The organism is Bradyrhizobium sp. 63_E2_N1_3, assembly GCF_052076005.1.
Classification (GTDB): Bacteria; Pseudomonadota; Alphaproteobacteria; order Rhizobiales; family Xanthobacteraceae; genus Bradyrhizobium; species Bradyrhizobium barranii.
Genome location: NZ_CP197235.1, coordinates 311,287 through 336,122, shown reverse-complemented (window position 1 = coordinate 336,122; position 24,836 = coordinate 311,287). Strand labels below are relative to the sequence as shown.

Genomic DNA, 24,836 nt, shown 5'->3' with positions numbered 1-24,836 from the left:
CGCGAACTTTCATGCCGACAGCGGCGGCTCTCGAAAGGGCGAGCAGGAGCTCAACCTCCGCAGGGTTAGGTTCGGATTCGATAAGCCCCACATTGAGCATCAGGTTTACCCATCCGGTATTCGGAAGGGGAGCCCAGGGGTATTCGTTTCCTCGGCTCCGTCTCTGATCAGCCTAACGACCGGGCCGTCCGGCCAGGAATCCTAAATCCGCGTCGATCAGGTCGAGGTCAGAGGTGGAGATGAGGGTTTGATGGGCGCCAGATCACGTTTCACTCTTTGCTGAGGCTCGGTCGATCGCGTCGAACTCGGTCTCACTCAAGCGCCAACCGAGTGAATCGAGATTGGCCCTGGCGTGATGAGGCTTGGTGGCGCCGGGGATGGGAATTACGTGACTGTCGCGCGCCAACAGCCAGTTCAGGGCGACCTGACTGATACTGGCGTCGTGCGCGCGGGCAATATCGGCCAGACGCATCAGCAACGCATCCGTGCCGAGGCTGTCCGACGACTGCGTGAGACGGCCGGACGCAAGGGGAAAATACGCGACAAGTGCCACATCGAGCTCACGGCAGGCTTCGAGCACGCCATTTGTTTCCGCTGCTCGTCGGAGCAGGCTGTAATTGACCTGATTGGCGGCGAGCGGAACGCCTGCCCTTGCGAGGTGATCGGCGATGCGGCGCATCTGGTCCGCATTGAAATTTGCCACGCCGACCGCGCGTGCCTTGCCGGACTTCACCGCTTCGACGAGGCCATCGGCGAACACTCCGACGTCGAGCAAGGGCAGCGGGTAATGGACATAGTAGAGATCGATTGTCTTGAGGCCCAGGCGCGCGAGCGAACCGTCAAGCGCGCTCATCAGGCGGCGGGAAGAGGTTCGGCCCGGAAAGGGAAGGAACTTCGATGCTATCACCGCGCGGGTGGGACCGGCACGCAAGCAGTCACCTACAACGCGCTCCGAGAAATAGATCTCAGCCGTGTCGATCATGCAAGGGCCGGCATCATGAATGGTCCTGTATGTTTCCATCACGGCCCCCCGATCGGCACGCCGCCACTTGTTTGTGCCGATGCCCAAGGGCAGCACATGGATGCCGGTTCGACCCAAGGGACGCGTATCATGATTTGCCGGCATGGCTGACCTCTCACAAGGCGTGAGCGCCGTTGGCTGGTTGGTGTGATGACGCTGCGCTCTAAGGGTACGCGATAGCGACCACGGCCGCATCATCTTCTGCGGCTACGTCCGTATCAGGACAACGCCATGGATCATGTAGGTTGCGCGGCAAGCCGGATCAGGTTTGCAGACTGAACGGGAATGTCGAGCAGACCGAGGCGTTCAGATGAGACAGAATTGATGTCCGCTTAGCCCTCAATAGCGAGGCAAAAGCGGACATGCCCGTAGGCCCGGGTTGGGCCAAAAGACATAGCAAGCGTCAGGGCGGCGGCACGAGTCATCCGATGGATTTAGCCGATCGGCAGACGGCTTGAAATTCCTCCGAGACCCACCGGGCAGGAACAGGCCCCAAGGATTCGTGTTGGTTTGTGCGGGGACAGAGATGGAACGGTTGCAGGCACTACCACGCGTTTAGAAAGGTTTTTCTAGCGAGACAAGCTGTGCCAAAGGGAGTCCAAAGATGAAGAAGCTCCGCTGTTTGGTTTACGGTGTGCTTGCTGGGATCACAATCCTACATTTCACCGCATCTGCCGAGACTGCCCAGTCAAACTCTACCACCGCCCCTGCTGCCAGCGCCGCGCCACACAATAGCCCAAGGAATATTGAGGAGGAGTGCGAAGCCGAATGGAGTGCTGATAAGGAAGCCATGATGAAACACGGTTTGACTGAAGATCGTTATGTCGAACAGTGTAGGGTGAAAGACGACGTACCGACTATTCCCTCTGAGAACGGCGCTCCCTCCGTTGCACCCAATAGACCCCCTGCTAGAGAACGATAGCAGCTCTCGCATGGGCACCATGCCTACTGGTGTTTGGTTGAGTGGAATTCTTTCGCTACGTTAGGCAACGAATTGCGCACTTGCAGCATTTGGAACAAGGGATCAACTCTGTGCGAGCGGAATTTCGAGACGCTAATTATTGCACACTTCGCGTTATAATAGGGGTCATGCAGGGGACGATTTAGAGCTGGACAGCACGACAAGATTTCGTCCTGCAATCCGCAATTGGTCTGCTGATGGTCGAGCATGTCCCCATGGATCTCCGTCGCCGCGCACTATTGAGCGCTGCGGGAGTGCTGATTATCGAAGGGGTTCTTCTGGCGACGACCGCATCGGGTCAGACCACCGCTACTCCCAAGATGAAAATAGGCGTTATCGGCGCGGGCCATATCGGCGGGGCGATCGGTGGCCTGTGGACCAAGGCAGGCCATTCGGTCTTCTTCTCATCACGTCACCCGGAAGCACTGCAGGACCTCATTGCGCTCCTTGGCCCTCTTGCACAGGCCGGCACAGTCGACCAGGCGATTGCATTTGGTGACGTTGTCTTGATCGCCGTGCCTTACGGCGCACTGCCGCAGATTGGTAGAGATTACAGCAAATCGTTGGCGGGGAAGATCGTGCTCGACGCCAATAATGCCGTGGCCAGCCGCGACGGCGCCATTGCCGAGGAAGTCGAGCGCAATGGCATCGGAGCTACTTCGCAGAAATATCTGCCCGGCGCGCGGCTGGTGCGCGCCTTCAACACGCTCAACTACATGATCTTCGAACGCGAAGCGAACCGTCCTCCCCCGCGGCTCGCTGTCCCGATTGCCGGTGATGATCAGGAAGCAGTCGAGGTCGCGGCGCGACTGGTGCGTGATGCCGGGTTTGACCCGGTGGAGGTCGGCAAACTGGCCGATGCGAGCCGCTTCCAGCGCGGCGCGCCGGGATATGGCCAGAATGTGAGCGCAGCGGAGTTCAGGCAAAAGTTGTCGCTGACACCATGACGGCTCCTGCGGCAGCTTTCGGGGGCTGGTTGCACCGCGCGGTGCCCGGCACCGCGCAAGAACGGGGGGCAGCGCTGTGGTCATTCGCGTATTTCTTCACCCTGCTTGCCGGGTATTATGTGCTGCGTCCGCTGCGCGATCAGATGGGTATTGCCGGTGGAACCAAAAACCTGCCCTGGCTCTTCACGGCTACGTTTGTCAGCCTGCTCGTCGCACAGCCGCTCTACGGCGCGCTGGTAGCGAGGCTGCCGCGGGTCAGGTTTATTCCTGTCGTTTACCACTTCTTCGTCGCCAACCTGGTCCTGTTTTGGCTGTTGCTGTTTTTCGACATCGAAAACGTGATCGTGGCGCGCGTGTTTTTCGTTTGGGTCAGCGTTTTCAATTTGTTCGCGGTCGCGGTGTTCTGGTCGTTTATGGCCGATCTGTTTACGTCAGAGCAAGGCAAGCGACTGTTCGGGTTCATCGGCGCCGGAGGAACGGCTGGCGCGCTTCTTGGTCCCGTCATCACAATCTGGCTGTCGGGGCCGATTGGTCCGGTCAACCTGCTGATCGCGGCCGCTATCTTCCTCGAATTCGCTGTGCTCTGCGTGCATCGAATTGAACAGGTGGCGGATCCACCGGCGGAAGTCGATGCTCGAGCTCAGCGCATTGGCGGCGGCGCGTTCGCGGGATTGTTCGAATTGATGCGGTCGCCTTATCTGCTCGGCGTGGCCGGCTGGGTCAGCCTGCTCTCGTTCGGCGCGACGATTGCCTATTTCGCGCAGGCCAACATCGTTTCGACGACGTTCCATAACGCGACAGCGCAAACGCGTCTGTTCGCAGGTATCGATCTCGCGGTGGGCCTGCTGAGCCTGGCGACACAGGTATTTGCCACCGCCACGTTCCTCAAGCGCTTCGGCACCGGAATCGCCGCCGCTGCTTTGCCCGCTATCTATGTCGTGGGCTTCGCAGCGCTGGCGATGGCGCCGAGCCTGTCCGTGGTGGTGACACTCCAGGTCGCGCAACGCTGGATGAACTTCGCAATCGCCAATCCGGCACGCCAGGTGTTCTTCACCGTGGTTGGGCGCGAGGAAAAATATAAGGCCAAAAACTTGATCGATGTGGTGATCTATCGCGGCTCGGACGCGTTGTATGGCTGGGTCTACGACAGCCTGCAGGCGTTGGGGTTGAAGCTTGGCGCCATCGCGCTGTGTGCGCTGCCGGTCGCGGCGGGATGGCTCTTCCTCTCAACCGCGCTGGGACGAACGCAGGAGAGCCTTGCAACAAGAAGAGATGATCAAGGAGCGCCGGAATGGCAATCCGAATGACTCGGCAATTAACTCGCCAAATCACCCGCCGCGACTTTGCCGCGCTCGCCGGCGGACTTCTGCTGTCGACCAAAGCAGCTGCCCAAACTGAGACACCGCTTCTCACCCGTCCGATTCCTGGCAGCGGCGAGCGCATTCCCGCCGTTGGTCTTGGGACCGCCTATGTTTTCGACGAGAATAACGAAACAACGCGGAGCAAGGCTGATGCAGTCGTACAGGCGCTGATCAAGAATGGCGGACGTCTCATCGACACCGCGTCGACCTATGGCGATGCGGAAAGCGTGCTGGGCGAGGTCACCGCAACTGCCGGCTTGCGCGACAAGCTCTTCATTGCCACCAAGCTCGAGTCGCTCGATTCCAAGGAACTCAAGCGATCATTGGCCCGACTGAAGACTGCAAACGTCGATCTGCTGCAGCTCCACAATGTCAGGAGCAAGCAGCAATCTCTCCAACGCTTCCAGGAGTGGAAGAAACAAGGCGTGTGCCGTTATGTCGGCATCACTTCGACCTTCCGCCGCGACTATCCCGCGGTCGAGGCCGTGCTTGAACGGGAGAAGCCTGACTTCGTGCAGATCGACTATTCACTGGATAACCGCGGGGCTGAGAAAACTATCCTGCCACTAGCCGCTGAAATCAGAGCCGGAGTGCTGACCGCCGTGCCTTTCGGCAATGGCAGATTATTCAAGGCAGTGCACGGCAAGGAATTGCCGGACTGGGCGCGGGTGTTCGCGAACTCGTGGGGGCAGTTTTTCCTGAAATATTTGCTAGGCGACCCGCGCGTGACCGCTGTGATCCCGGGGACCGGCGATCCCGGCCACATGGCGGACAATGCCGGCGCGATGCGCGGCCCATTGCCCGATCCCGATCAACGTCGTCGAATGGTCGAGTTCATCGAAGCGCTTTGATTGATGACCGATGTGCCGGCATAGCCCTTAGATTCCGGCCTGGGTCAAAATCAAATAGCCGCATTCCGTCGGCTATTGTTTGAGGTGGCTTTTCGCATTTAATTCCGACTTTGTGCCTATGAACCAGAGAGCCCGTTCGACGGGAAGTCGCCTAGACGTCGGCAGTGGCAAGGTCTTCAATGGGTGTCCAGGCTCTGACGTGTGTGATGGAAGCAGTTTCGGTCGGGTTCTGCTTCAACAGCAGACGTGTTGGAACTCAACCTGCGCAGGGTCGAGTTCGAGCACGCGACTCCACAGAAGCGCATGCAAGTGGTTCGCCCTGCAAGCTTATGAGGGGAGCTCTAGGGTATTTCAGGCGAAGCCGAAATATCTGTGAGGGGCCGAGAACACGATGTTGACGGGTCGGGCGTTGCTTAAAGGACGCCTCGAGGTGGACCGGTCAATCTTTAGGTGGTCTAAAGCTAAACCTAAACCGCAGCTAATTCCCGAGCTCTAACGCGTTCCAAAATCTTTGTTTCGATGCTAGTTTCACTCAAAATTACACCCGTCGGGATAACTCGAAATAGTCCCACGAAAGTATCGAACACGGAAGGTGCTGCGTGATCATTCTTTGCTTTGGCCAGAGCAACGATGAAAGCATTTGGATCCGCTGCACGACTCCTCAGTTCATTGGCACTTCGATACCAAACCTCCAGGAATACTTCTTGAGACGACGCCCCTTTCCGCCTTCCTTTGGTTAAAGTGACAGGAACAACGATTTTTTGATTTTCGAAGCGCAGCTCCGCTTTCCAGCTCGTTCGACTAGTGAACTTTAGCTCAAATCCATCCACGTGATGTGACATATAAGTTGCTCGCTCGTCTCTTGGGCGAAGCATCCGATGTTGCCGGGTACAGAGCCACGGGACATGTGACCAGCGAGAGTCTCAAGAAGCCTTTCCAGTTCGCGCGGGGGGCCATGGGTACGCAACGCTCCAGGGTACAGGACACGGACTCAAGACGAACAGGGCGGCGCGGTTCCGACACCCCCGGCGGCTGTCCACGAGATTCAACCCTGCCCCTGCAGCGGGCGTCAGCGAAACAGAGCGCCGACGCTTGACTCTCGTGAACAAAATGAGAACATCATCTGATGACCGCTACGCCCGAGCCCTCCAGACCGGCCACCTTCGACCTGGAGGCCGCCGCCGACCAGGCCATCGCGGCCTGCGGCGGAGACGCCCGGGAGGCGGTCAGGGCACTGCTCGTCGCCGTCGACTTTCTCGAGGCCGAGGCCGGCGAGCTCCGGACGAAGGTCTCCAAAGGCTACGCCCGGGGACGGCTCCCAGCGGCGCGAACGCAAGGATGAGGCAGATGTCTGAGGTGACCTACTATGTCGCTCTGCCGTTCGTTTTCTCCGACGACGGCATGGCCGCCGGCGAGGCCACGGAGTGCTTCAGCGCCAACGCCGCGGTCATGCGGGCCGAGGCGCTCTCCCGCAAGCCGGGCCATCGCGTTCTCGCGGACCGGGGATCCATCCAGCGGCGACTTCAGCGACGCCACCCTGATCCGGAAGTTCGGCGACGTGCCGGATGACCTCAGCTCACTGTGAGCGCTGGAGCTGGATCATTCCTCAGTCGAGGTGGCGGCGTCTCCTGGAACGAGGAGGCTGAGCGCGGTCTTGATCTGCGCAAGCTGCCTTTCGATTTCCTCGCGCTCGTTCGACCCTGGATCGCTCTCCAGTTGCGCCAGGAGCCGTTCCTTCCGCGCAAGCAACTTCGCGACGGTCGACATCGCACCCTCCCCGTATTCTGCAGCGGCAATCCTTCAAAGAAGTTGGTGCGCCGGCGACGGTCCCGCCAGTCCTGTGGCCGGCTACGGATCGCCCACCGCAGGCTGGATGGCCACAGACCCTGAATGGAAGACGGATGGACAAGCGGCCTCGGCGCCATGACCGGATTCTTCGGAGGCTACTTGGCCGGCGGGCGCAGCGGGCTGTCCGCCCATTTTTGGGCGGCGGGGTCGTGCAACGGATCCTCCTCGCAGGCGGGGCAAACGTATCGCTCGCGGCCCCGGCCCGTCGACTCGGAGACAAGCTTCATCGCTCTCCCGCAGTGCGGACACCGCTTCCGGATCAGGTGCAGCTCGGACATCTGGATTTCCCCGCCCGACCAGCTTAGTGCCGCAACGAGCGCTCGCTCAAGGGAAATCGGGGAGCGCGCCGCAGCGAACGATGCCGCTTGACGCTGCCGCCGCCGATGTCATCAACTTCATCCGTCGGTAGCGTGGCAGGAATGCTACTGGGCGATGGCCCATCGCGTGCGCGAGCTGGCCGGAAGGGCCCACCCCTTCATCAGGCGGCGATTGCTGGTGCTGGCGGAGCGATACGAAGCCAGGGGCGGCAAGCCTTCTCCGCTGTCCCGGTCCGCCGAGCGTCCGTTGCCGCCGCTGCGCATCGTCCCGCCGGCCACGGCCATACCCGTGTCTGGCGAGGCCTGAGGGACCTCCTCGACCTTGGCGGCTGAAGCGCGCCTCTCAGTTGGCCCGACGGCGGCCTTGACGCCGTCCGTCATCGTCGACACGGGCAGCCCCCTTCGTGAACCAAGCAATCGCTCTTGCCGTTGTGCCGAATCCGGGCGCCTTCGACTGCATGCGCCGAGAGACAATCATGGGGACCGATTCACGCCAGCATCTCGATTCAGGCGGCGCTTGGGACCGGACCTACCTCGAGTCCCTGATCCGCGAGGATTTCGAGCGATGTCATCCCGGCGAGACGCTGGAGGATCTCAAGCGGCGCGCGTCTTTTTCGAAGGAGGACAAAGGCCTGCTGCGGGACTGGATGGCGGTAGCGGAGGCTCGCGCTGCGGCCGCATGCAAGGCCAAGGCATAGCCGGCGCGCTCGACGATCCGCTGATCCGCCGCCCCCCCATTGCGGGCTATCGAAGGATCGGAGCCTCACAACGATCCCGGTTCGACCCGGCTAGGCTCGGGTATCCAGTAGCTGCGAGACGGCGGCAGCCAATTGCGCCGGCGCAAAGGGCTTCTCGATCAGGAGGCTGCCATCGACGCCTTGCGATTTCCAGTCTGGCGCGCTGGCGCTCGTCATGTAGACCACGGGAAAGCCAGGCGTGATTTCCCTGATCTGCCGCGCCAGCTCCCATCCGTTGATGCCAGCACCCAGGTTGACGTCCGTCAGCAGCGCCCGACACTGCTTCCGGCCGTCCCAAAAGGTGGACATCGCCGCCTCTCCCGAATGGACCGAGCAGGCCGCGAAGCCGCCGTCCGACAAGGCATCTTCGATGAAGGTGCAGATCAGAGCTTCATCCTCCACCACGAGAACACGAACGACATTGCCCATTTTCAAGTCTCCTCGGCGACCGATGCGGTCGTCTCGCGTGGCGGAGGGCGCGTCGGCCCGCGCGCGGGTGCCGTGCCGCCTCAAGCCACCGGCACACCGTAGTAAGCGTTCACGGACCGCGTGGTCGCCGGGTCGGTCCAGTTCCAACTGCTCTCGTCGGCGTATTTGGGAGCGCCGCGGAGCTGGTCCTGGGTGATGCCGGTGACGTAACCCGCGAGGTTGGTGTCGTATTTCAGCGCCTGCCAGGGCAGCGGATAGTGATCGTCGCCGATGCCGAGCAGGCCGCCGAAGCTCAGCACCGCGTACGACACCTTGCCGCTGACCTTGTCGATCATGACGCGCTCGATGTAGCCGACCTTTTCTCCGTCGGCCCCGTACACGTTCGTGCCCTCGACCTTGTCGCTTCCGATAAGGCTGAAGGTCTCGCGATCTTCCATGGCCATGTTGACCTCCCGGATGTTGTCTCCCGGAGTCAACCGGACGACGATGGCTCCGTTCCTGACTGACGCCTCGGTGACGTTGTTTCTCGCCATCGTCGTCGATGGGCGCCGCCCCGCACGACGCGGCCCGCGCTGCCCCGTAGGGCGGCAGCAGGTCCAAAGTTCCTGCGGGCGCCGGAATGGCGGCGGGGGACTGGGCCCTGCTCGACCGACGACGTCCGCTTTGCCGTTCGTCCCTTATGACGACGGCATCGCACCCGAACGCAGCCGCAGCCGTGATGAAGGCTGAAGCTTTCTCGCGGGAGCCGGGGCATGTCGGCGCGCTTGCCTTCAGCCGCAGCGGGCCACCGGCGACTTCGAACACGCGAAGCTGATCCGGAAATTCGGCGAGGTGCCGGACGACCTGAGCGCGCTGTGAAGCCGTCGGGGTCAGCTCTTCAAGTCGAACTGGCTGCGCAGCCTGTCAGCGATCGCTTCGATCATCGTGGAGCGCTCCGGGTCTTGTGGGCCGTCCGTTATGATCGCGACCTTCCAGGTGTCCTCGCAGGGCATGACCGAGATGGCTAAATCCGTCGGCAACTCGCTGATGTCTTCCATCTCCAGCCTGATCGCGGCCTCGAGTTCTTCGCGCGTTTTTGACGGCTTCTTCAAGCTGATTCTTTCACCGCTCGGAACGGGACCACCGCCTTTGGCTATCCGCGCGAGCGCGTGTTTTTGAACAGCGGGCCTTTAAGCCTTTGGCTATCCGCTACAGGCGCCGTACTCAAACGGCGGGCGATGGTCCAACGAGTTAAAGATGTCGTCGCGTTATCGTTCCGTTCGCTCGGCGCCTTCGACTGAAAACAGGGTCAGTCGGGCTGCCTCGACCGCTGAGCAAGTTTACGCCGGAACGATGTTAGGCGCAGCGTGACCCAATCGGTGAGCAGCCTGCGGCGCGGTGTTCCTACTACGCCGAAAGGCGGAGGCGGGCGCGCCAGCGGCAACCTATTGCTCTGGCGGCCGCAGCGGGCCGTCGGCCCATCGGGACGTCATCCTCCGTGAGCTTGGTCTCGAGCCGAAGGCTCCTCAGCTTGGCGCTGCGATGCCGAAACCTGGTGCCGCGCATCAGGACGAACTTGAATCTGGCCGCAATCAGCATCTGCAGGATCGGCGTCAGCGCGTCCCACGGGATGCCGATGTTGCCGTATCCGAGTCGGTTCGTGGCGGAAACTTCGGTGCCGTCGTGGGCGAGATCGGCCCGCCATTTGCCCGCGCCGGCATCTAGCATCTGCACGTCGCCCCAAAGGGAAAACCCCACCATAGGCTGATTTGGCCGGCGGCTTGGGGATTCAGGCATATTAAGCTTCGAGGAAAATGCGCTCGGAATTTTAAGGAGCAGAGCTGCTGCGCCCGAAGACGCCAAGCGGCGCATCGACGACCCCGCGCATGCCATGGACTCCTGCTGGTCGCTTCGGTGCGATCTCTCAACCGCACTGACGTCGGCTTGCCAGGTGCGAACGGTCCAAACTCGAAGTGGCTGCGGCACCCCCGGACTACTCTCTCTCGGCCGTCGGAACGTCTGCTCCGATCCGGATCACACGTGTTTCTGTCCCCAACAAGATCGGAAGGCTGCGATACAATGTAGCGATCCAAGCAACGCTCACCAGGAGAATGATGCCCAAGACGCTGACGAGCATCTGGGCAACGATGCCACCTGCAACCTGCTTCAGCATCCAATAAGCAGCGAATGACAGCAGAACACCAAAGCAGAACACGGAGAGCGAGCGTTGACCACACAGGATTAGAGGCCGCAGCCATTTTGAGGTGAGCCCCGGTAAATCTGGCGGGAGAACACGCAGCAATACGACCATCAGTGCGAGGAAATGCGTGAGCCGCAGGGGATCAAGATTGGTTTTGTCGATGGGATAAATCGCGCGAATTAGCGCTTGGGGCACGAACCGCTCCAAGGCTGGCACATGCCATGTCATCACGATGAGGAATGCAAAAACGAGCCATGCAGCCGCAACGATCGTGACCGGGCGGGACAATGCTGCTGGCCTTATTGTAGGGCCGCCACCAAAGCCACACCAAATGCCGAAGACGAACAAGAACTGCCAGGCGAAGGGATTGAAATACCATTTGCCGCCTGGAAACGAAGGCAAATTCCAATCGAAGTGTCGAGCTGCGAAGTAAAGAAGCGCAGAGAAGAGCAGCGTCCAATTCGGCCGACGCAGAAGGCCCCACAGCACTGCTGGGGCCGCAATCACCAGCACAATGTAAAGGGGCAGGACATCAAGATTGACCGGCTTATACTTGAGCAAAAGCGCCTGTCCGATCATGATATCCGTACGGTCCAAAAACTGAGCGATGTTGAACTCATCCTTGTACATTGGATTGTCGAACCGAGCTGCCGTGCGAGCAATCTGGGCCGTGAAGAACAGAAACAAGAAAATATGAGCGACGTAGAGTTGCGATGCGCGCGTCCAAAGGCGCTTGGCGCCAGCTAGAAACTGACCGGCCTTGATCGCTGGACCGTAGGAAAATCCGATCGAATAGCCTGAAATGAACACGAATATTTCGGCTGCGTCGCTGAAGCCGTAGTTGCGAAGGGTGAACCAGTTCAGGAAGTTCTCCGGGATATGGTCAAGGAAGACCATCCACTGGCCGACACCTCGCAACAGATCGAGCCGCAGGTCACGTTTGCCGGGGCCTACCAGGACAGCGGTGCGAGCGTCTCCGAACGTCTCGCGCATGATCTGGACCTTTCGCAGCAGGACATTGTCTCAGCAACGATGTTCATTCCTCATCAGACGCGAAATCGAACGTGCGGGTGGGTGACCCCTTGTGAACGTTGGCGAACTGCTCGAGCGGCAGACTTATCGCAACTGACGACGAGTTGAGGTCGGTGAGTTCAAGTTTGAGCTGTCGGCCGGCTTCCATCTGAGCAGCCAGGGTCGGTTCGATTCCTCGTGCCGCGATGCAGATGTTGGTGAGACACCAGTTGAAAGGAATCTGGGTAGGGCTGCCCTGATCTATCGTCACTTTGACACCCTGCTGCAGATTTGCCCCTTGCGGAACGAATAGCTGCAAGCGAGCCGGACCGTCAGCCCGTTGGATCAGGTCCACACGCACCACCACCTGATCGAGGTCGTCCGTGCCGGTTGAGGTCGTTCGGCATATCGTGGTCCCATCGGATGAGTCGAAACAAAGTTTTTCCCAGCTTGAGTAATGAATGTTTTCAGGTAGGCGCAGTCGCGGCGGCTTCGTCTGAAGCTCCTCCTGGGGTGAAGAGCTGCTGACTTGTCCCGACGGCGTGGCGGTTGCTGAATGCTTCTCTAGAAATTGGACGACCAAAGGCGACCAGATCGGCACAGCGTCTGCGGAATCGATCATGAAGTGTCCGTCACTTCCAAAGGGAGGCAGCATACGATATTCGACATTGCCGCCCGCTTCGACAACGGCCTGATGCATCCGCTTCGTCAATTCCGGCCCGAAATAGGTGTCGTTTTCCGCGTAAATCCAGAGCATCGGTATGCGTGCGGTGCGTCCAAACTCGCCGGTCGCGGCAACAAGCTTGTCGGGAGCACAATTATTGTTGGGTCTGCCATCAACTCGGCCGCCACGCCCCGCCGCAAAGGTAATGATGGCCTGAACTGATGACGGGTTCAGGCTCGCGAGAGCAATCGAGCCCCATCCACCGCCCGACTGGCCAACGACGATGACCTTACCAGGCTGGATCATCTTCTTCTTGCTCATGTAGTCGATGACCCACTCGTTGAGAGTGGCGATAGCGAGCCCGGGACCGCGGAAGTTCGGGTTGTCACAGCTACCGACGTGAGCAAAGACAGCTCCGTAGAGACCCTGATCCTTGTCATCGAGACTGCTGGCGCCGTACCTGATAGGCGAGATGACTACATAACCCTGACGCGCAAACCAACGTGCCGCGTCCCGATATTCGATCATGGGAAACATCGTCCGCTGATTGGCGTCGAGAGAAATTCCGTGGTTCATGATCACCAGGGGGAATGGGCCCTCTCCGACTGGCCGCACCAAGAAAGCAAGCACAGGTAGCGGAAACGGCAGCGCCCAGATTTCCTCCTGGATTTGCGGTCCCGCAGTTCGGTCATCTGCGGCGGCTGGGGAATGGACCGCCGAGAGGACAACCAGCAAAAGAAGGATGACCGGCCAACGCTTCAGCATCTTCTTTCTCCGACGATGTGGTCTGGCCCGACGCTAGGTACGGAGGGTGCGAATCTGTTGATTTGGATCAAGGATCAAACCGTGGCGTCCCTGGGCCGCGGCGCTCGGTCAGCAGCAACAAAGGCGCTGTCAAAGCGGTCCGCCGGCTCTCATGACTTCCGGCTTCTGCGGGGCTGGCTTCGTGCAACTCGACAGTATCGGCGCAGGCGGAACCGCCTACCGGAATCCTTGCGCTGGAGCCCATCCTTGGAAGGCGGAGACCTTGCCGATCCTCCTAGCGCGCAGTTTTTGCATATCGCTGCTCCGCCTGATACGCGCCTCGGCCGTCGAGGCGCTGAAATCCTTTGATCTGGGTCAAGCTAAAGCGCTCATCCAGACCCAAGCTGAACGGAGGAGTACGCTTGGATCTCAGGAAAAGGCCCATGCGTGTTCCACTATACCGGTCGACTACTCAGTCGCTGGTCGACTAACCGTCGCTACGGTCGGGAGGATGAGATGATCAGGTTGATTATGATTGCTGGATTTGCCCTGTCGGTCGCAACCTCGGCGCTTGCTCTGACGCCTGCGCCGATTGCTCAGCCGGACAGCCTGATCACGCAAGTCGCGGCCGCTTGCGGTGCAGGTAGAACACGAGTGGGAGGCGTGTGCGTGGCAAGGACAACAGTCCGTCACGCCCGCCGAGAGGTCCGCAGGTGCCTGCGGTGGAACGCAGGAGTTTGCGCTCGCTACGAGTAATCATCAGGGGAATAGCCCCGACCCGGCAGCTGACAGCGCGATGGGCAAGTCACGCAATTGCTTTGGCTTAGCCATGTCAAATCTGGCGTTGTTGAGACGGCTGATCGTGGCCGCTTCGATGGTGCTGGCGGCAGCGCATCCTGCCGCGGCCCTCGATGCCGTATCAATTCAACTCAAATGGAAGCATCAATTTCAGTTCGCGGGCTACTACCAGGCCCTTGAGCAAGGCTTCTACCGCGACACTGGTCTCGACGTTACCATTCGAGAAGGCGGCCCCGATATCGACGTCTCTGAGTTGGTTGCCGGCGGCAAGGCGGATTTCGGGGTGTGCAGCGCCAGCGTTCTGCGTGACTGGGCAGCGGGCCGCAGGCTGGTCGTGCTGGCCGCCATCTTCCAGCATTCCGCGGCCGTCATCCTGGTCGCGCGTCGGGCAGACATCAGCAGCGTAGCGGATCTGCGTGGCCGAGCGCTCATGGATACGCCGGGAAGCGATGACATCGCTGCGATGCTGAAGCGCGAGGGGATCGACTATCAATCCATGCTGCGCGTCCCGCACGAGGGAAACCCGCGCGACCTCCTGGCCGGACGGGCCGACGCGATGATCGCCTACAGCACCAACGAGCCGTTCGTTCTAGACCAGCTGGGGGCGGCCTACCGCACCTTCTCGCCTGCCGCATCCGGCATCGATTTCTACGGCGATAATTTGTGCGCTTCCGAAGCGGAAGTGAGAGCCCATCCCGATCGGGTGGCATCATTCAGGGCGGCGAGCCTGAAAGGCTGGGCCTACGCCCTCGCGCACAAGGAGGCCACAGTCGATCTGATCCTGCGCGGGTACTCGGCGAAAAAGAGTCGAGACGCCCTGCTGTTTGAGGCGGAGCAGACGGCGGCGCTGGTCGGAAGGGATCCCGCCCGGATCGGCGAGCAGGATCCTGCGCGCTGGCAACGTATCGCCGCGGTCTATCGACCACTCGGGTTGCTGACCGACGATGCGCTACCCCCTACACTGATCTGGGATCGAGATGACGATAGCCGTCGGCGCTGGCTAGTTCCTCTCCTGCTCGCCACGGCCGGATCGGCGAGTGCGGCACTGCTCGCGTACCGAAACCGCCGCACCTTGCGGGTCGCGACAGCGCGCCTGAGCGCACTGAATCCGTTGGTCGGGATGGGGCGGCCGAGACTGAGCCTGATCATGTCGCTGCTGTTCATCGGCCTTAGCATTCCGGTCCTCATTTTCATCCTGATCTATAATTACAACAAGAACTCGACCGGCATTGTCTCGATCCTGGACGAGGCGGTCGCGCAGACCAGCCAGGCCGGCGTTGAACGCACCCAGGATCTGATCGACAACACCGAAAGCTCGCTGCGCTTTATCGCCGAACTGGCTGCTGCCGATCCCGGCTATTTTCGTACCGAACAAAGCCGCGACCTTCTTTATCGCGCCCTGACCTCGGCAGCGCATATCGACGGCGTCTACGTCAGTTTCGAGGATGGTTATCATCGGGTGGTCACCCGAATCGACGACGACCGCCGGCGCGGCGACCCCCGGATTCCCGCGACTGCGAACTGGCATTCCAGCTACATCGATGCAATCACGTATGCGCTGCGGCGGGTGCGGCATCGAACATTCTTCGACATATGGCCCCACGAAGTCGGCAAATATAGTGTCGCCACCGACACCGACATTCGCACCTTGCCCGGCTATCAGTCCGCCAAGACGACGCATACCCTGGTCGTGACCGAACCTTCAATCAATCCCGATACCGGCTCTCCGATTATTTCGGTGCGCATTCCGATCTTTCGCGGCGTCGAATTTCTCGGTTGCGCATCGGCCAACATCACCGTGGACGTCCTGTCGCGCTTTCTCGACAAGCATCGGGCGAGCGCAGGGAGCACGACATTCGTCGCGGACCGCAACAACGGCAAGATCATCGCCTTTCCGGATAAGCAAAGGGCCGTTCGGATCGATAATGGAGCCCTCAGGATCGCAACCCTGGCTGACATCGACGATCCCGTGGTGCGCGAGGCTCATTGGCAACACGGTCGAACGGGCACCGACAGATTTGAGTTTCGATCGCCGGCGAACGGAGAGGATTTCGTCGCGGCGTTCGCCAATTTCCCGGGCGGCTTCGGGCAGCCTTGGCAGGTTATCACGTTGACGCCGATCGACGATTTCGTGGGGACTTTGAAAAGCGCCAATCGATTGATGATGGGGGTGATCTTTGCCCTCACGATGATCGAGTTTTTCTTCATCTACTTCGCTTCGACCAGGCTGTCGCGCCCGGTCGAAAACGTGTCCCGGCAATTGCAGGACATCGAAAGCCTCAATTTTGATGCACCCGTGCGTCCACCGTCGCATATCGAGGAGATCGCGAAGCTGGAATCGGCGGCTTCGCTGCTGCGAACGTCGCTGAAATCCTTTTCCTCCTTCGTTCCGCTCGATGTGGTCCGCCAACTGATCAAGTCGGGCATCCCCCTGACGCCCGGCGTTGAGCCGCGATTCCTTACCGTGTTCTTTTCCGATCTGGAGAATTTTTCCAGCCACGCCGAAACGCTCCCGCCTGATGACCTCCTGGTCCAGATCTCGACCTATCTGGAGGAAGTTTCTTCTGCGATCGCGGCGGAAAACGGCACCGTCGACAAATTCATCGGCGACGGCGTCATGGCGTTCTGGAACGCACCGGTCGAGCGCCCTGACCACGTTCTGCGCGGCTGCACCGCCGCATTGCGGGCTGCGCGCCGAATGGAGCGCGTCAACGATGTGTGGCAGGCGGAAGGGAGGCCGCGAATCCGCCTGAGGATCGGGCTCAACTGCGCCAACGTCCTTGTCGGCAATGTCGGTTCGTCGACCCGGCTGAACTACACGGCCTTGGGTGACGGCGTGAACGTCGCTTCCCGCCTCGAAGGCATCAACAAGCTGTTTGGCACCACGATCTGCATCAGCGACAGCGTTTACGACCAGGCAAAGGACGACATTATTGCAAGGCCGATGAAGCGGGTTCGGGTGAAGGGCCGCAAGACCAAGTTCATGATCTACGAGCTCCTCGCCCTTCGCGCGAGTGACGATCCGGAGGTCAAGGTCCGCGATCGGGAGGAACAATTGAGCGCGATGACCTGGCAAGCCTCGAAAAAATTCGAGGCCGGCGATCTTCCCGCCGCAGAGTGTGCCTATCGTGACCTCCTGAAGCAGTTTCCCGAAGACGCTCTGGCGAGGTTCATGCTCGCGGAATGCGAAGGAAAGCAAGGATTAGATCCTGCCGATGCGCCTGCGTCGCGAGGAGGAGCGGAGAAAAAGGCCGTGTGAGTTCGGGCCACATTGTCCGGAGAAAGAAAGATAGTGACGGCCGGTTCATTGATCTGCATCAACAAAGCGTAGCAAGCCTGAAATTGAATCCATCCAAGTCGGTGGCCTCGCGATGATCGCCGCAGCCGCGGTTGTTGGGGCGTCTACCACGATCAAGATCACGCGCCAGGAATAGCCGCATCTCGACTGGAAGCGCACTCCATTAAGGGGAGATAATCATGGCAATGAAGCTTACGGATTCCCGGCAAGACGAAGGCCTGATCGAATCCCAACCCGCGGATTCTGCCCGTGCGGCAGGGATCGATCGTCGTTCGTTCATCGGTGCAGCGGCGGTGATGACCGGAGCTGCCTTGACACCTGAAGTGCTCGCAGCTCAGACGCCGAAGGACACAAAGATCGTGTTGACCGGCATTGCCCGGTCGAAAGGAAAGGCTGCCGGCGAAGCGCTCATGAACAGCCAACGCATGGGGTGGGCATTTAACCACGTCGGTAACGAGTCGTCCGTGAAGAATGCGGATTGATCTGAGAAATAAGCAGAATTTGTCTTGATGTAGTATTCGATTTTGCAGGAAAGCGGGGTGTTGGACCTCGCTTTCTTGCGTTTTAGGATTTTGCTTTTGGGCGATTCGTGATTCCCTGACGGCGTCGTCGACATTGGGGAATGCGATGAGCAAGCCGAGGGATGATCGCCAGAAAGACCTGTTGCTTCCGGCGCTTGATCAGATCATCGACATGGGTCATCCGCTGGTGCGGTTGGCAGCGCTGATCGACTGGAACATCCTGAATGAGCGCTTCAGTTCAGTGTGCCAAGCAGGGTCGGGCCAGCCGGGCTTGCCGACGCGGCTAGTCGCCGGCCTGTTCATTTTGAAGCACATGCACAACCTGTCAGATGAGGTGCTGTGCGCTCGCTGGATCGAGAACCCCTATTACCAATACTTCTGCGGCGAATTGAGCTTCTGCCACCGTCTGCCGTTCGATCGATCGTCGATGACACGCTGGCGGCAGCGGCTCGGCGAGGAACAGCTCGTCGCCCTGATCCAGGAAAGTCTTTCAGTGGCGCACAAGACCGGCGCCATCGGTCCCAAGGACCTGGAACGGGTGGTCGTCGATACCACAGTGCAGCCCAAGGCGGTTGCACATCCGACCGACGCGCGGCTGCTGCATCGAGCAATCACCAAGCTGGTCGGGCTCGCCAAGTGCAACCGTGTGCCGCTACGCCAGAGCTATCTGCGCCTGGCCAAGCGCGCCGCCATCATGACCGGCCGCTATACCCACGCCCACCAGTTCAAACGCGCCCGGCGGCAGCTCAAGTTCCTGCGGACACGGCTTGGCCGGATCATCCGCGACATCCGCCGCAAGATTGATGGCGATACGGTGCTGGAAGCTCGCTTCGGCCCGTTGCTCGGTTTAGCGCAGCAGGTGCGCAGCCAGGATCAGCATCAGCGCGGTCCGAAGGTCTATGCGTTACATGCTCCGGAGGTTGAGTGCATCGGCAAAGGTAAAGCCCGCGCGCCCTACGAGTTCGGCTGCAAGGTCAGCATCGCCACCCCTGTGACGTCTCCGAAGGGCGGCCAGTTCGTGCTCCATGCCAAGGCCCTGCATGGCAATCCCTTCGATGGGCACACGCTCGGTCCCGTAATCGCCGACATGGAGAAGCTCACCGGGGTGGAGACTCGCCGTATCCACGTCGACAAAGGATATCGCGGTCACAACCACCCGCATCGGTTCAGGGTCCGGATCTCGGGTCAGGTCCGCCGCGTCACAGCTTCCATCCGTCGCGAGATGAAGCGTCGCGCGGCTGTCGAGCCTGTCATCGGCCACGTCAAGGCCGAGCACCGCATGGACAGAAATTATCTCAAGGGACGCCTCGGCGACCGCATCAACGCTGTTCTCGCCGCCGCCGGCTATAACTTCGGTCTGCTGCTGCGATGGCTCGCAGAGCTCTTGCGTGTCATCATCCGAGCCTTCTTCGAGACCGTCCCGGCTCGAAACACCGCTTGAGCCGGGCGCCGCCGCCAGTTCTTCACGAACGACTAACGAAGACGGCATCGTCCTCGTGCCGGGCGCCGACATTAAGGGCAAAAGCGTCATTGGGAAGATCGTGGTCTATCCCACGGTGTTGGGCTCCACCACTGGCGCCATTAGCATGTACTACAAGGTCAAGGTCTCACATCACGGCCCTGCGGCCATCATCTGCCGGAAAGTCCACGATATCGACATCAGCGGAACCCTTGCCGCAGAAATCCCCGCCGTGGACAGCCTGGACCGCGACCCGATCACGGAAATCAAGACCGGCGACTGGGTGGAAATCGACGCGCCGAAGGTAGGCCAGAAGGCCACGGTCACGATCACGCGCAAGGCATAGTCCGTTCCAGCGACATTGAAAATGCAATCCGTCAGCGGGAGATAACGATGGCAATGCAACTCACGAAACTCCAGCAAGAGATGCTCGACGGCAAGCATGGCGAAGCCAAGCAGTTCTGCATGGACAAGCTGAACGATTTCGGCGAAGCGGTCGAAGCCAAGCAAATGGTGGATGTCTCCCTTGTTCTCAACTTGTGTCCCATCTACTCGAAGGATCGCACGGCTGCCGAGACGAAGAAGAAACTCGAGGCGTACGATATTGGCCACAGTCCGCTTTACGATCCGATCTTTGCCATGAAGGGCGCCCACGTCGCGGACGAAACAGGCACTCAGGCTGGAAACGATCCGTACCTGCTGCAGTTCGATAAGGTCGACGAGAAGGGCTACCCTTGGATGCTGAGACGCCTGCTGCGGAGGGGTTGCGCCCTTGGTTGCGATTTTCGCCGTTTTGGATTTCTCCCGCTTCACCGCCGCTTCAAGCGTTTGCATGCGGTTGTCGAGGTCCTGCATCTTGCGGAGCAGGTCCTGCTTAGTGTTCGCGCCGTAGAAAATGCGATCATCATGGCTCAAATTACGAGCAAGGTCGTGAAGCGTCACCTGAACGCATAGCTTTACGTTGCCCTTTTCAAGCGCAGCCTTCGTCACATCGATTTTTAGCTGCTTGTGCGCATCATTCGCCATGCCATTTGGCTTGGTGTTCGTGCCCGACTTTAAGGTGTCGGTCCCTGACATCCCAGCAGCGGTGCGCAGACGCTCAACTTCAGAGTGGAGCGCCGAGATGGAATTCGAAGGCACAAATATCGCGCCATAGACAAAGAACCTCTTATCTTTTGCGGCGTCTTTATCTGCCTCGTCGCCGAACATAAGATGCATGCCCTCTCCCTCCCGAAGCGCTCGACTTCATCCCTGATAGCATGATCAGCTTCCACTGCACACGGAATCCGTGTACGTTGCCGCGCCACCCGCCAAACGAGATTCCCCAAGATGAGCGTCTTGAAGACAAACCTGAAGCATCAGGTGAAGCAGACTCCGCTTCCGAAGTGGAAGCCGCTCATCCCGCTCTTCGAGGCGGTCATGAACTCAATCCAGTCGGTGCGGGAAAATAGGCATCTTACCGTGCCAGGCCACGTCCGTATCACGGTTGAGCGAGACTCAGACTTATTGGGAGAAGAACTCTCACCAATTGGCGGCTTCATCATTGAAGACAATGGCGTTGGCCTGACGGATGAGAACTTCGATTCCTTCAACACGGCATTCTCTGACCACAAAGAAAAGGAGGGCGGGAAGGGCTTAGGGCGTTTCACTTGGCTTAAGGCGTTCGTTGCGGCGGAGATCGAAACCGTCTTCAGGCCCGCTGGCGAAGCCGCGCACCGCCGCAAGTTTATTTTTGATGAGAACTACGATCCCGACAGGGGGCTGCCGTCACAGACCGATATTGCAGTGACGGGCATGAGGGTTCGGCTGATCGGTCTTAGAGAGCCATACAAGAGCAAGTTTCCACGCTCGGCAGATCAGATCGTTCAGCGGCTCGTGGAGCACTTCCTGCTAATTTTGCTGGAGCCGAACTGCCCCAGTATAGACCTAGTAGACGGGTCGCTCAGGCACTCAGTGAATGAAGCCTTTGAGAAGGACTTCAAGGCAACAGCGAAGGTTCACTCGTTCGCGATAAGAGGGACGCCGTTTACGCTGCACGGCTTTCGTTTGACTACACCTCGAGTTTCAAACCACAAGCTTGTGTACGCCGCAAATCAGCGTGGCGTTGTGAGCGACTTTCTCAACAAGTTCATCCCGAATCTTTCGACTAGGCTGCCGGACCCCGATGGGACCACGTTTATCTACTTTGGAATCGTGCAGAGTCCCTATCTTACGCAGCACGTAAACCCGGCCCGCACCGACTTCGACATCGGGAGCAACGAAGATGCCGAGGCGGAGCAGGCTGACCTCTTTGACAGTGAGATAAGACTATCTGAGATACGAGAGAAGGCCCTAGGGCTCATTCAGGTCGATCTTTCTGAGGTTCTGACCGAACTAAACCAAACGAAGGAAGATCGAATTCGGTCATACGTGCAAACAGAGGCCCCCCAATACAAAGTGCTTCTCAAGTACCGGGACGAGTTCATCAATAAGATCTCTCCATCCGCGACGAAGACCGACATAGAGGTCGCACTCCATCGTGAGCTATACGAGCGAGAAGTCGAGATGAAGCGACAGGGCTCACGCATTATCAAGGAAGCGGAGAAGATTTCCGACTACGAGGATTATCACAAGAAGCTCTCTGCCTTCATGGATAAATACAACGAGTTAGGCACGGCCGCGCTCGCACAGTACGTCGCACACAGGAAGATACTCCTCGAATTTCTCAAGGATGCCATTTCGCGCAGCCCCGAGACGAACAAATACCCTCTTGAAGAGGTCGTACACCAACTCGTCTTTCCGATGCGCTTTACTGATGAGGACATCCCCTCACACGAGCAAAATCTCTGGATGCTCGACGAGCGTCTGACGTTTCACTCGTTCGTCGCTTCCGATAAGCGGCTTGACGGAATTTCGCACCGCCTCGACAGCGATTCCGCAATGCGCCCCGATCTATTCATTTTTGATGAGAAGATCATCTTTAGCGACACCAAACCAGACGAGCATCCGGTCAACTCCATCACCATAGTTGAATTTAAAAAGCCCGGCCGCGACAATTATTCGGCAAGCGACAATCCGGTCATGCAGTCGTTTAAATTGGTCGAACAAATTCGCGCGGGGAAGTTCATGCGCAATGGCAGACCGGTTTCGGTCGCAAATGACCACATCCCTGCCACGGTCTACGCTGTCTGCGACCTGACCGATACGTTGCGCTCAGCCCTCAGGGATATGGATGCGGATGCAACGCCGGATAACCAAGGCTACTATGGCTTCCATCGTGGATACCGTGTTTTCTACGAAGTCCTCGACTACAATAAGCTGCTTCGCGACGCTGAAAAGCGAAACAGAATTTTCTTTGATAAGCTAAACATTATAGGCGGATTCGCTCAGCAGTAGTTCGATCCACCCTACACACTTCGCCTCTGAACGAATTACTCTTGTCACCTTCCGATGTGGAATAGTTTGACCTGATGTACGACTTCCGAACTTTGTCTCCCATTGATTTCGAAGAGCTCGTTCGTGACCTATTGCAGGCTGAGCTGCGTATCCGCATAGAAAGCTTCGGTCCAGGTCGCGACCAAGGCATCGACTTCCGTTTCGCGATCGGCGTCAACACCACAATCATTCAAGCCAAACACTATGCAGACACCGGATTCTCCGGCCTTGTAACCGCGGCTAAAAATGAGAATGCAAAGATAAGGGCGCTACGTCCTCACCGCTACATCTTCGCGACGTCACTCCCGTTGACGCCTACACAGAAGAGCCGAATACAGCAGGCAATGCCCGACGCCCCCCTATCCGAACAAGACGTATTGGGCAAATTGGATCTGAACAACCTGCTCGGGCGACACAGGCACGTCGAGCGAAAGCATTTCAAGCTTTGGCTCTCAAGTACAACTGTCCTCGAGCGGATACTGCACAGTGGAGTCTACAATCGGACAGCCATCGAGATGGACTTAATCCGAAGCATCACGTCCAAATTCGTTCACAATGAAAGCGTCCCGGCCGCTGAGGCTATACTGAACAAATCCGGCACCCTCATCATTTCGGGCGATCCTGGCGTCGGCAAAACTACACTGGCGAGAATGCTCGTGTGGCTGCATGCTGAACAAGGCTGGCAAGTCACAGTCATCGACGATATCCGAGAGGCGTACGACGTTACTCTCGGCGAGAAGGAGCATATTATCTTCTTCGACGACTTCTTGGGCCAAGTAGAGCTTTCAACTGACCTCGTTCGCGGTATGGATCAACGCCTTCCTCCCTTTCTGGAGAAAGTGCGCACCCACAAGAACTTGCGCTTTGTACTCACAACGAGAGACTACATCCTTCATCAGGCGCAGTCGCACTCAAGGCGCTTAGCTGCCCCGGCCATAAACACCAATCAATTCATCCTGAATGTGGGTCACTACACTAGATCCGCTCGCGCCAAAATTCTCTACAACCACCTCTATTTTTCTGAGCTGGTCAGATCAGACTTAGAGGCACTACTTGCGGACAAGCTCTTCATTCGAATGATCGATCATAAGAACTTCAATCCACGATTGATCGAATTGCTCACCAATGCAGACTACCTTGCCATCGCTGAGAAGCCGATAAGAGAAGTTGTCGAGGCCGTTCTCGAGAATCCACGAGAGCTTTGGGAGCTTCCGTACCGAGCACATCTGACTAGCGAGGCTCGGGCTCTTATGCTCGCGATATACTTCAATTGCCCTAGCATCGAACTGAGCGCCTTGGAAAGGACCTTTGAGCGGATACTGGATGCGTTGGGGCTGCGGCTGCCTGCGTCGGACCGACCGCCAGCATTCCGACGATCTCTCAAGGAGCTAGAAGGCTCAGTACTTGCTATCGAAAAGAAGATCGTTCGCTTTTCTAATCCAGGTGTTCGCGATTTTCTTGATCGAGTCGTCGAGGATGATCGGTTGCTTCATCTCGTGGTGAAGACTCTCGAAGAATACCACGAACTAGTTCAGTGCTGGAGTATCATAGAAGAGAGTAGTGCAACGAAGCTACAAAGCGAACAATTTCAACAAGACTGGATCGATGCAGTCGGCCGCCTGGTGGCAGGAAGCAGTGGATCAGCATTAGTTCGCCTTAAGCTTACTCTTGATTCGTACGCGCATGTTCCGAGTCCGAGCCTGCTTACGCACGTAATGACGGCTGCAACCGCGCTCGAACAAGACATTGCGATTGGATCAGAACTTTCCGAATGTGAAGCAGCGCTGGAAGAACTCGTAGCTCTTGGGTTGCCATCGCCCGAGGCAGGCGTGGTCTGCAACATCATAACGGAGTTTATGATAGACGCTCTCAATGACGCTTCATGGGGAATCCCCCTCGACGAGGTCGAAAGTGCAGCCAACACGCTGCTTCAGTTTGGAAGCAAGACCTCAGCAATTCAATCTGCCGTCCACGAGGCGCTCGAAGCGCAGATTGAGCATATCGATACGATGATGGAGGGGATTGATACCATCGATGATCTTGACGACTTCGAATCAGACCTGAAAGCGGCTTTGGCTAAATATGGTTACAAGAAGAAGGGTTACGAATACGATATCGAGCAGCGGAGAGAACGCATTCTTGAAGGAGACATTAGCCCACGCTCTACAAAGTACGGATCTGTCCAGAGCCAAACCTCCACGGAAGCCACGAACGAGGAGATCGAATCGATGTTCCAGGGCCTGCTAAAGTAGGTCCGAGCCGCCGAGAAGACATTT

21 protein-coding genes and 2 pseudogenes are annotated in these 24,836 nt (G+C 58.7%); 14 read left to right on the top strand and 9 right to left on the bottom strand.

Annotated features, from left to right (window positions below; genetic code table 11):
- Positions 1-262: 262 nt before the first annotated feature.
- Positions 263-1,126 (bottom strand): aldo/keto reductase, encoded by an 864-nt coding sequence (locus AB7531_RS01555; protein WP_441279861.1) that lies wholly within the window; start codon positions 1,124-1,126, stop codon positions 263-265.
- Positions 1,127-2,197: 1,071 nt separating this feature from the next.
- Between AB7531_RS01555 and AB7531_RS01550 the strand changes: the two genes are divergently transcribed.
- From AB7531_RS01550 to AB7531_RS01540, 3 genes are read left to right on the top strand one after another with little or no spacing between them, the layout of a single operon-like run.
- Positions 2,198-2,929 (top strand): NADPH-dependent F420 reductase, encoded by a 732-nt coding sequence (locus tag AB7531_RS01550; RefSeq protein WP_441279860.1) that lies wholly within the window; start codon positions 2,198-2,200, stop codon positions 2,927-2,929.
- Positions 2,926-4,236, top strand: coding sequence for an NTP/NDP exchange transporter (locus AB7531_RS01545; RefSeq protein WP_441279859.1), 1,311 nt, complete (start codon positions 2,926-2,928; stop codon positions 4,234-4,236). The genes AB7531_RS01550 and AB7531_RS01545 overlap by 4 nt, the downstream gene beginning before the upstream one ends.
- Positions 4,221-5,141, top strand: a complete 921-nt coding sequence (locus tag AB7531_RS01540; protein WP_441279858.1) for an aldo/keto reductase — start codon at positions 4,221-4,223, stop codon at positions 5,139-5,141. Before AB7531_RS01545 ends, AB7531_RS01540 begins: the two co-directional genes overlap by 16 nt.
- Positions 5,142-5,608: 467 nt before the next feature.
- On the opposite strand, the gene AB7531_RS01535 is transcribed toward AB7531_RS01540, so the two are convergent.
- Positions 5,609-5,983, bottom strand: a complete 375-nt coding sequence (locus AB7531_RS01535; RefSeq protein WP_441279857.1) for a hypothetical protein — start codon at positions 5,981-5,983, stop codon at positions 5,609-5,611.
- Positions 5,984-6,267: 284 nt separating this feature from the next.
- On the opposite strand from AB7531_RS01535, the gene AB7531_RS01530 reads away from it, so the two are divergent.
- Together AB7531_RS01530 and AB7531_RS01525 are read left to right on the top strand one after the other, a co-directional pair.
- A complete protein-coding gene (locus AB7531_RS01530; protein ID WP_441279856.1) occupies positions 6,268-6,483 on the top strand; it encodes a hypothetical protein in 216 nt (71 codons plus the stop codon).
- Positions 6,484-6,488: 5 nt separating this feature from the next.
- Positions 6,489-6,726, top strand: a pseudogene (locus AB7531_RS01525) (hypothetical protein).
- A 14-nt stretch (positions 6,727-6,740) separates the two neighbouring features.
- Here AB7531_RS01525 and AB7531_RS01520 read toward each other — a convergent pair.
- On the bottom strand, positions 6,741-6,908 hold the full coding sequence (locus AB7531_RS01520) for a hypothetical protein (RefSeq protein ID WP_441279855.1): 168 nt from the start codon (positions 6,906-6,908) through the stop codon (positions 6,741-6,743).
- Positions 6,909-7,782: 874 nt separating this feature from the next.
- Between AB7531_RS01520 and AB7531_RS01515 the strand changes: the two genes are divergently transcribed.
- Complete coding sequence (locus tag AB7531_RS01515; protein WP_441279854.1) at positions 7,783-8,004, top strand: hypothetical protein; 222 nt, start codon at positions 7,783-7,785, stop codon at positions 8,002-8,004.
- Between the two features lie 90 nt (positions 8,005-8,094).
- Here the strand turns inward: AB7531_RS01515 and AB7531_RS01510 are convergent, their stop codons facing one another.
- Both AB7531_RS01510 and AB7531_RS01505 read right to left on the bottom strand, forming a co-directional pair.
- A complete protein-coding gene (locus AB7531_RS01510) occupies positions 8,095-8,472 on the bottom strand; it encodes a response regulator (protein ID WP_441279853.1) in 378 nt (125 codons plus the stop codon).
- 80 nt (positions 8,473-8,552) lie between these two features.
- Entirely contained in the window at positions 8,553-8,915 is a 363-nt protein-coding gene (locus tag AB7531_RS01505) for a PRC-barrel domain-containing protein (protein WP_441279852.1), read from the bottom strand.
- Positions 8,916-9,135: 220 nt separating this feature from the next.
- Between AB7531_RS01505 and AB7531_RS01500 the strand changes: the two are divergent.
- Positions 9,136-9,330, top strand: a pseudogene (locus tag AB7531_RS01500) (hypothetical protein).
- 11 nt (positions 9,331-9,341) lie between these two features.
- Here the strand turns inward: AB7531_RS01500 and AB7531_RS01495 are convergent.
- From AB7531_RS01495 to AB7531_RS01480, 4 genes are all read right to left on the bottom strand, one after another.
- Positions 9,342-9,563, bottom strand: coding sequence for a hypothetical protein (locus AB7531_RS01495; RefSeq protein ID WP_211395629.1), 222 nt, complete (start codon positions 9,561-9,563; stop codon positions 9,342-9,344).
- Positions 9,564-9,858: 295 nt separating this feature from the next.
- The gene (locus AB7531_RS01490; RefSeq protein WP_441279851.1) at positions 9,859-10,323 is read right to left on the bottom strand and encodes a hypothetical protein; all 465 of its coding nucleotides are present in this window, start codon (positions 10,321-10,323) and stop codon (positions 9,859-9,861) included.
- Positions 10,324-10,444: 121 nt separating this feature from the next.
- Positions 10,445-11,644, bottom strand: a complete 1,200-nt coding sequence (locus tag AB7531_RS01485) for an OpgC domain-containing protein (protein WP_441279850.1) — start codon at positions 11,642-11,644, stop codon at positions 10,445-10,447.
- Positions 11,645-11,687: 43 nt separating this feature from the next.
- On the bottom strand, positions 11,688-13,091 hold the full coding sequence (locus AB7531_RS01480; protein ID WP_441279849.1) for an invasion associated locus B family protein: 1,404 nt from the start codon (positions 13,089-13,091) through the stop codon (positions 11,688-11,690).
- Positions 13,092-13,866: 775 nt separating this feature from the next.
- Between AB7531_RS01480 and AB7531_RS01475 the strand changes: the two genes are divergently transcribed.
- The 7 genes from AB7531_RS01475 to AB7531_RS01445 all read left to right on the top strand — a co-directional run bounded on the left by AB7531_RS01475 (position 13,867) and on the right by AB7531_RS01445 (position 24,812).
- A complete protein-coding gene (locus AB7531_RS01475; protein ID WP_441279848.1) occupies positions 13,867-17,127 on the top strand; it encodes an ABC transporter substrate-binding protein in 3,261 nt (1,086 codons plus the stop codon).
- Positions 17,128-17,345: 218 nt separating this feature from the next.
- Positions 17,346-17,648 carry a twin-arginine translocation signal domain-containing protein gene (locus AB7531_RS01470; protein ID WP_441279847.1) on the top strand — a complete coding sequence of 101 codons (303 nt, stop codon included), beginning with the start codon at positions 17,346-17,348 and terminating at the stop codon, positions 17,646-17,648.
- 145 nt (positions 17,649-17,793) lie between these two features.
- Positions 17,794-19,128 carry an IS5 family transposase gene (locus tag AB7531_RS01465; protein WP_441279846.1) on the top strand — a complete coding sequence of 445 codons (1,335 nt, stop codon included), beginning with the start codon at positions 17,794-17,796 and terminating at the stop codon, positions 19,126-19,128.
- Positions 19,076-19,492, top strand: coding sequence for an aconitase X swivel domain-containing protein (locus tag AB7531_RS01460; protein ID WP_441279845.1), 417 nt, complete (start codon positions 19,076-19,078; stop codon positions 19,490-19,492). The genes AB7531_RS01465 and AB7531_RS01460 overlap by 53 nt, the downstream gene beginning before the upstream one ends.
- Before the next feature lie 47 nt (positions 19,493-19,539).
- Complete coding sequence (locus AB7531_RS01455; protein ID WP_441279844.1) at positions 19,540-20,100, top strand: aconitase X; 561 nt, start codon at positions 19,540-19,542, stop codon at positions 20,098-20,100.
- Positions 20,101-20,475: 375 nt separating this feature from the next.
- Complete coding sequence (locus tag AB7531_RS01450) at positions 20,476-22,521, top strand: ATP-binding protein (RefSeq protein WP_441279843.1); 2,046 nt, start codon at positions 20,476-20,478, stop codon at positions 22,519-22,521.
- A 74-nt stretch (positions 22,522-22,595) separates the two neighbouring features.
- Positions 22,596-24,812 (top strand): restriction endonuclease, encoded by a 2,217-nt coding sequence (locus AB7531_RS01445; RefSeq protein WP_441279842.1) that lies wholly within the window; start codon positions 22,596-22,598, stop codon positions 24,810-24,812.
- Positions 24,813-24,836: the final 24 nt, after the last annotated feature.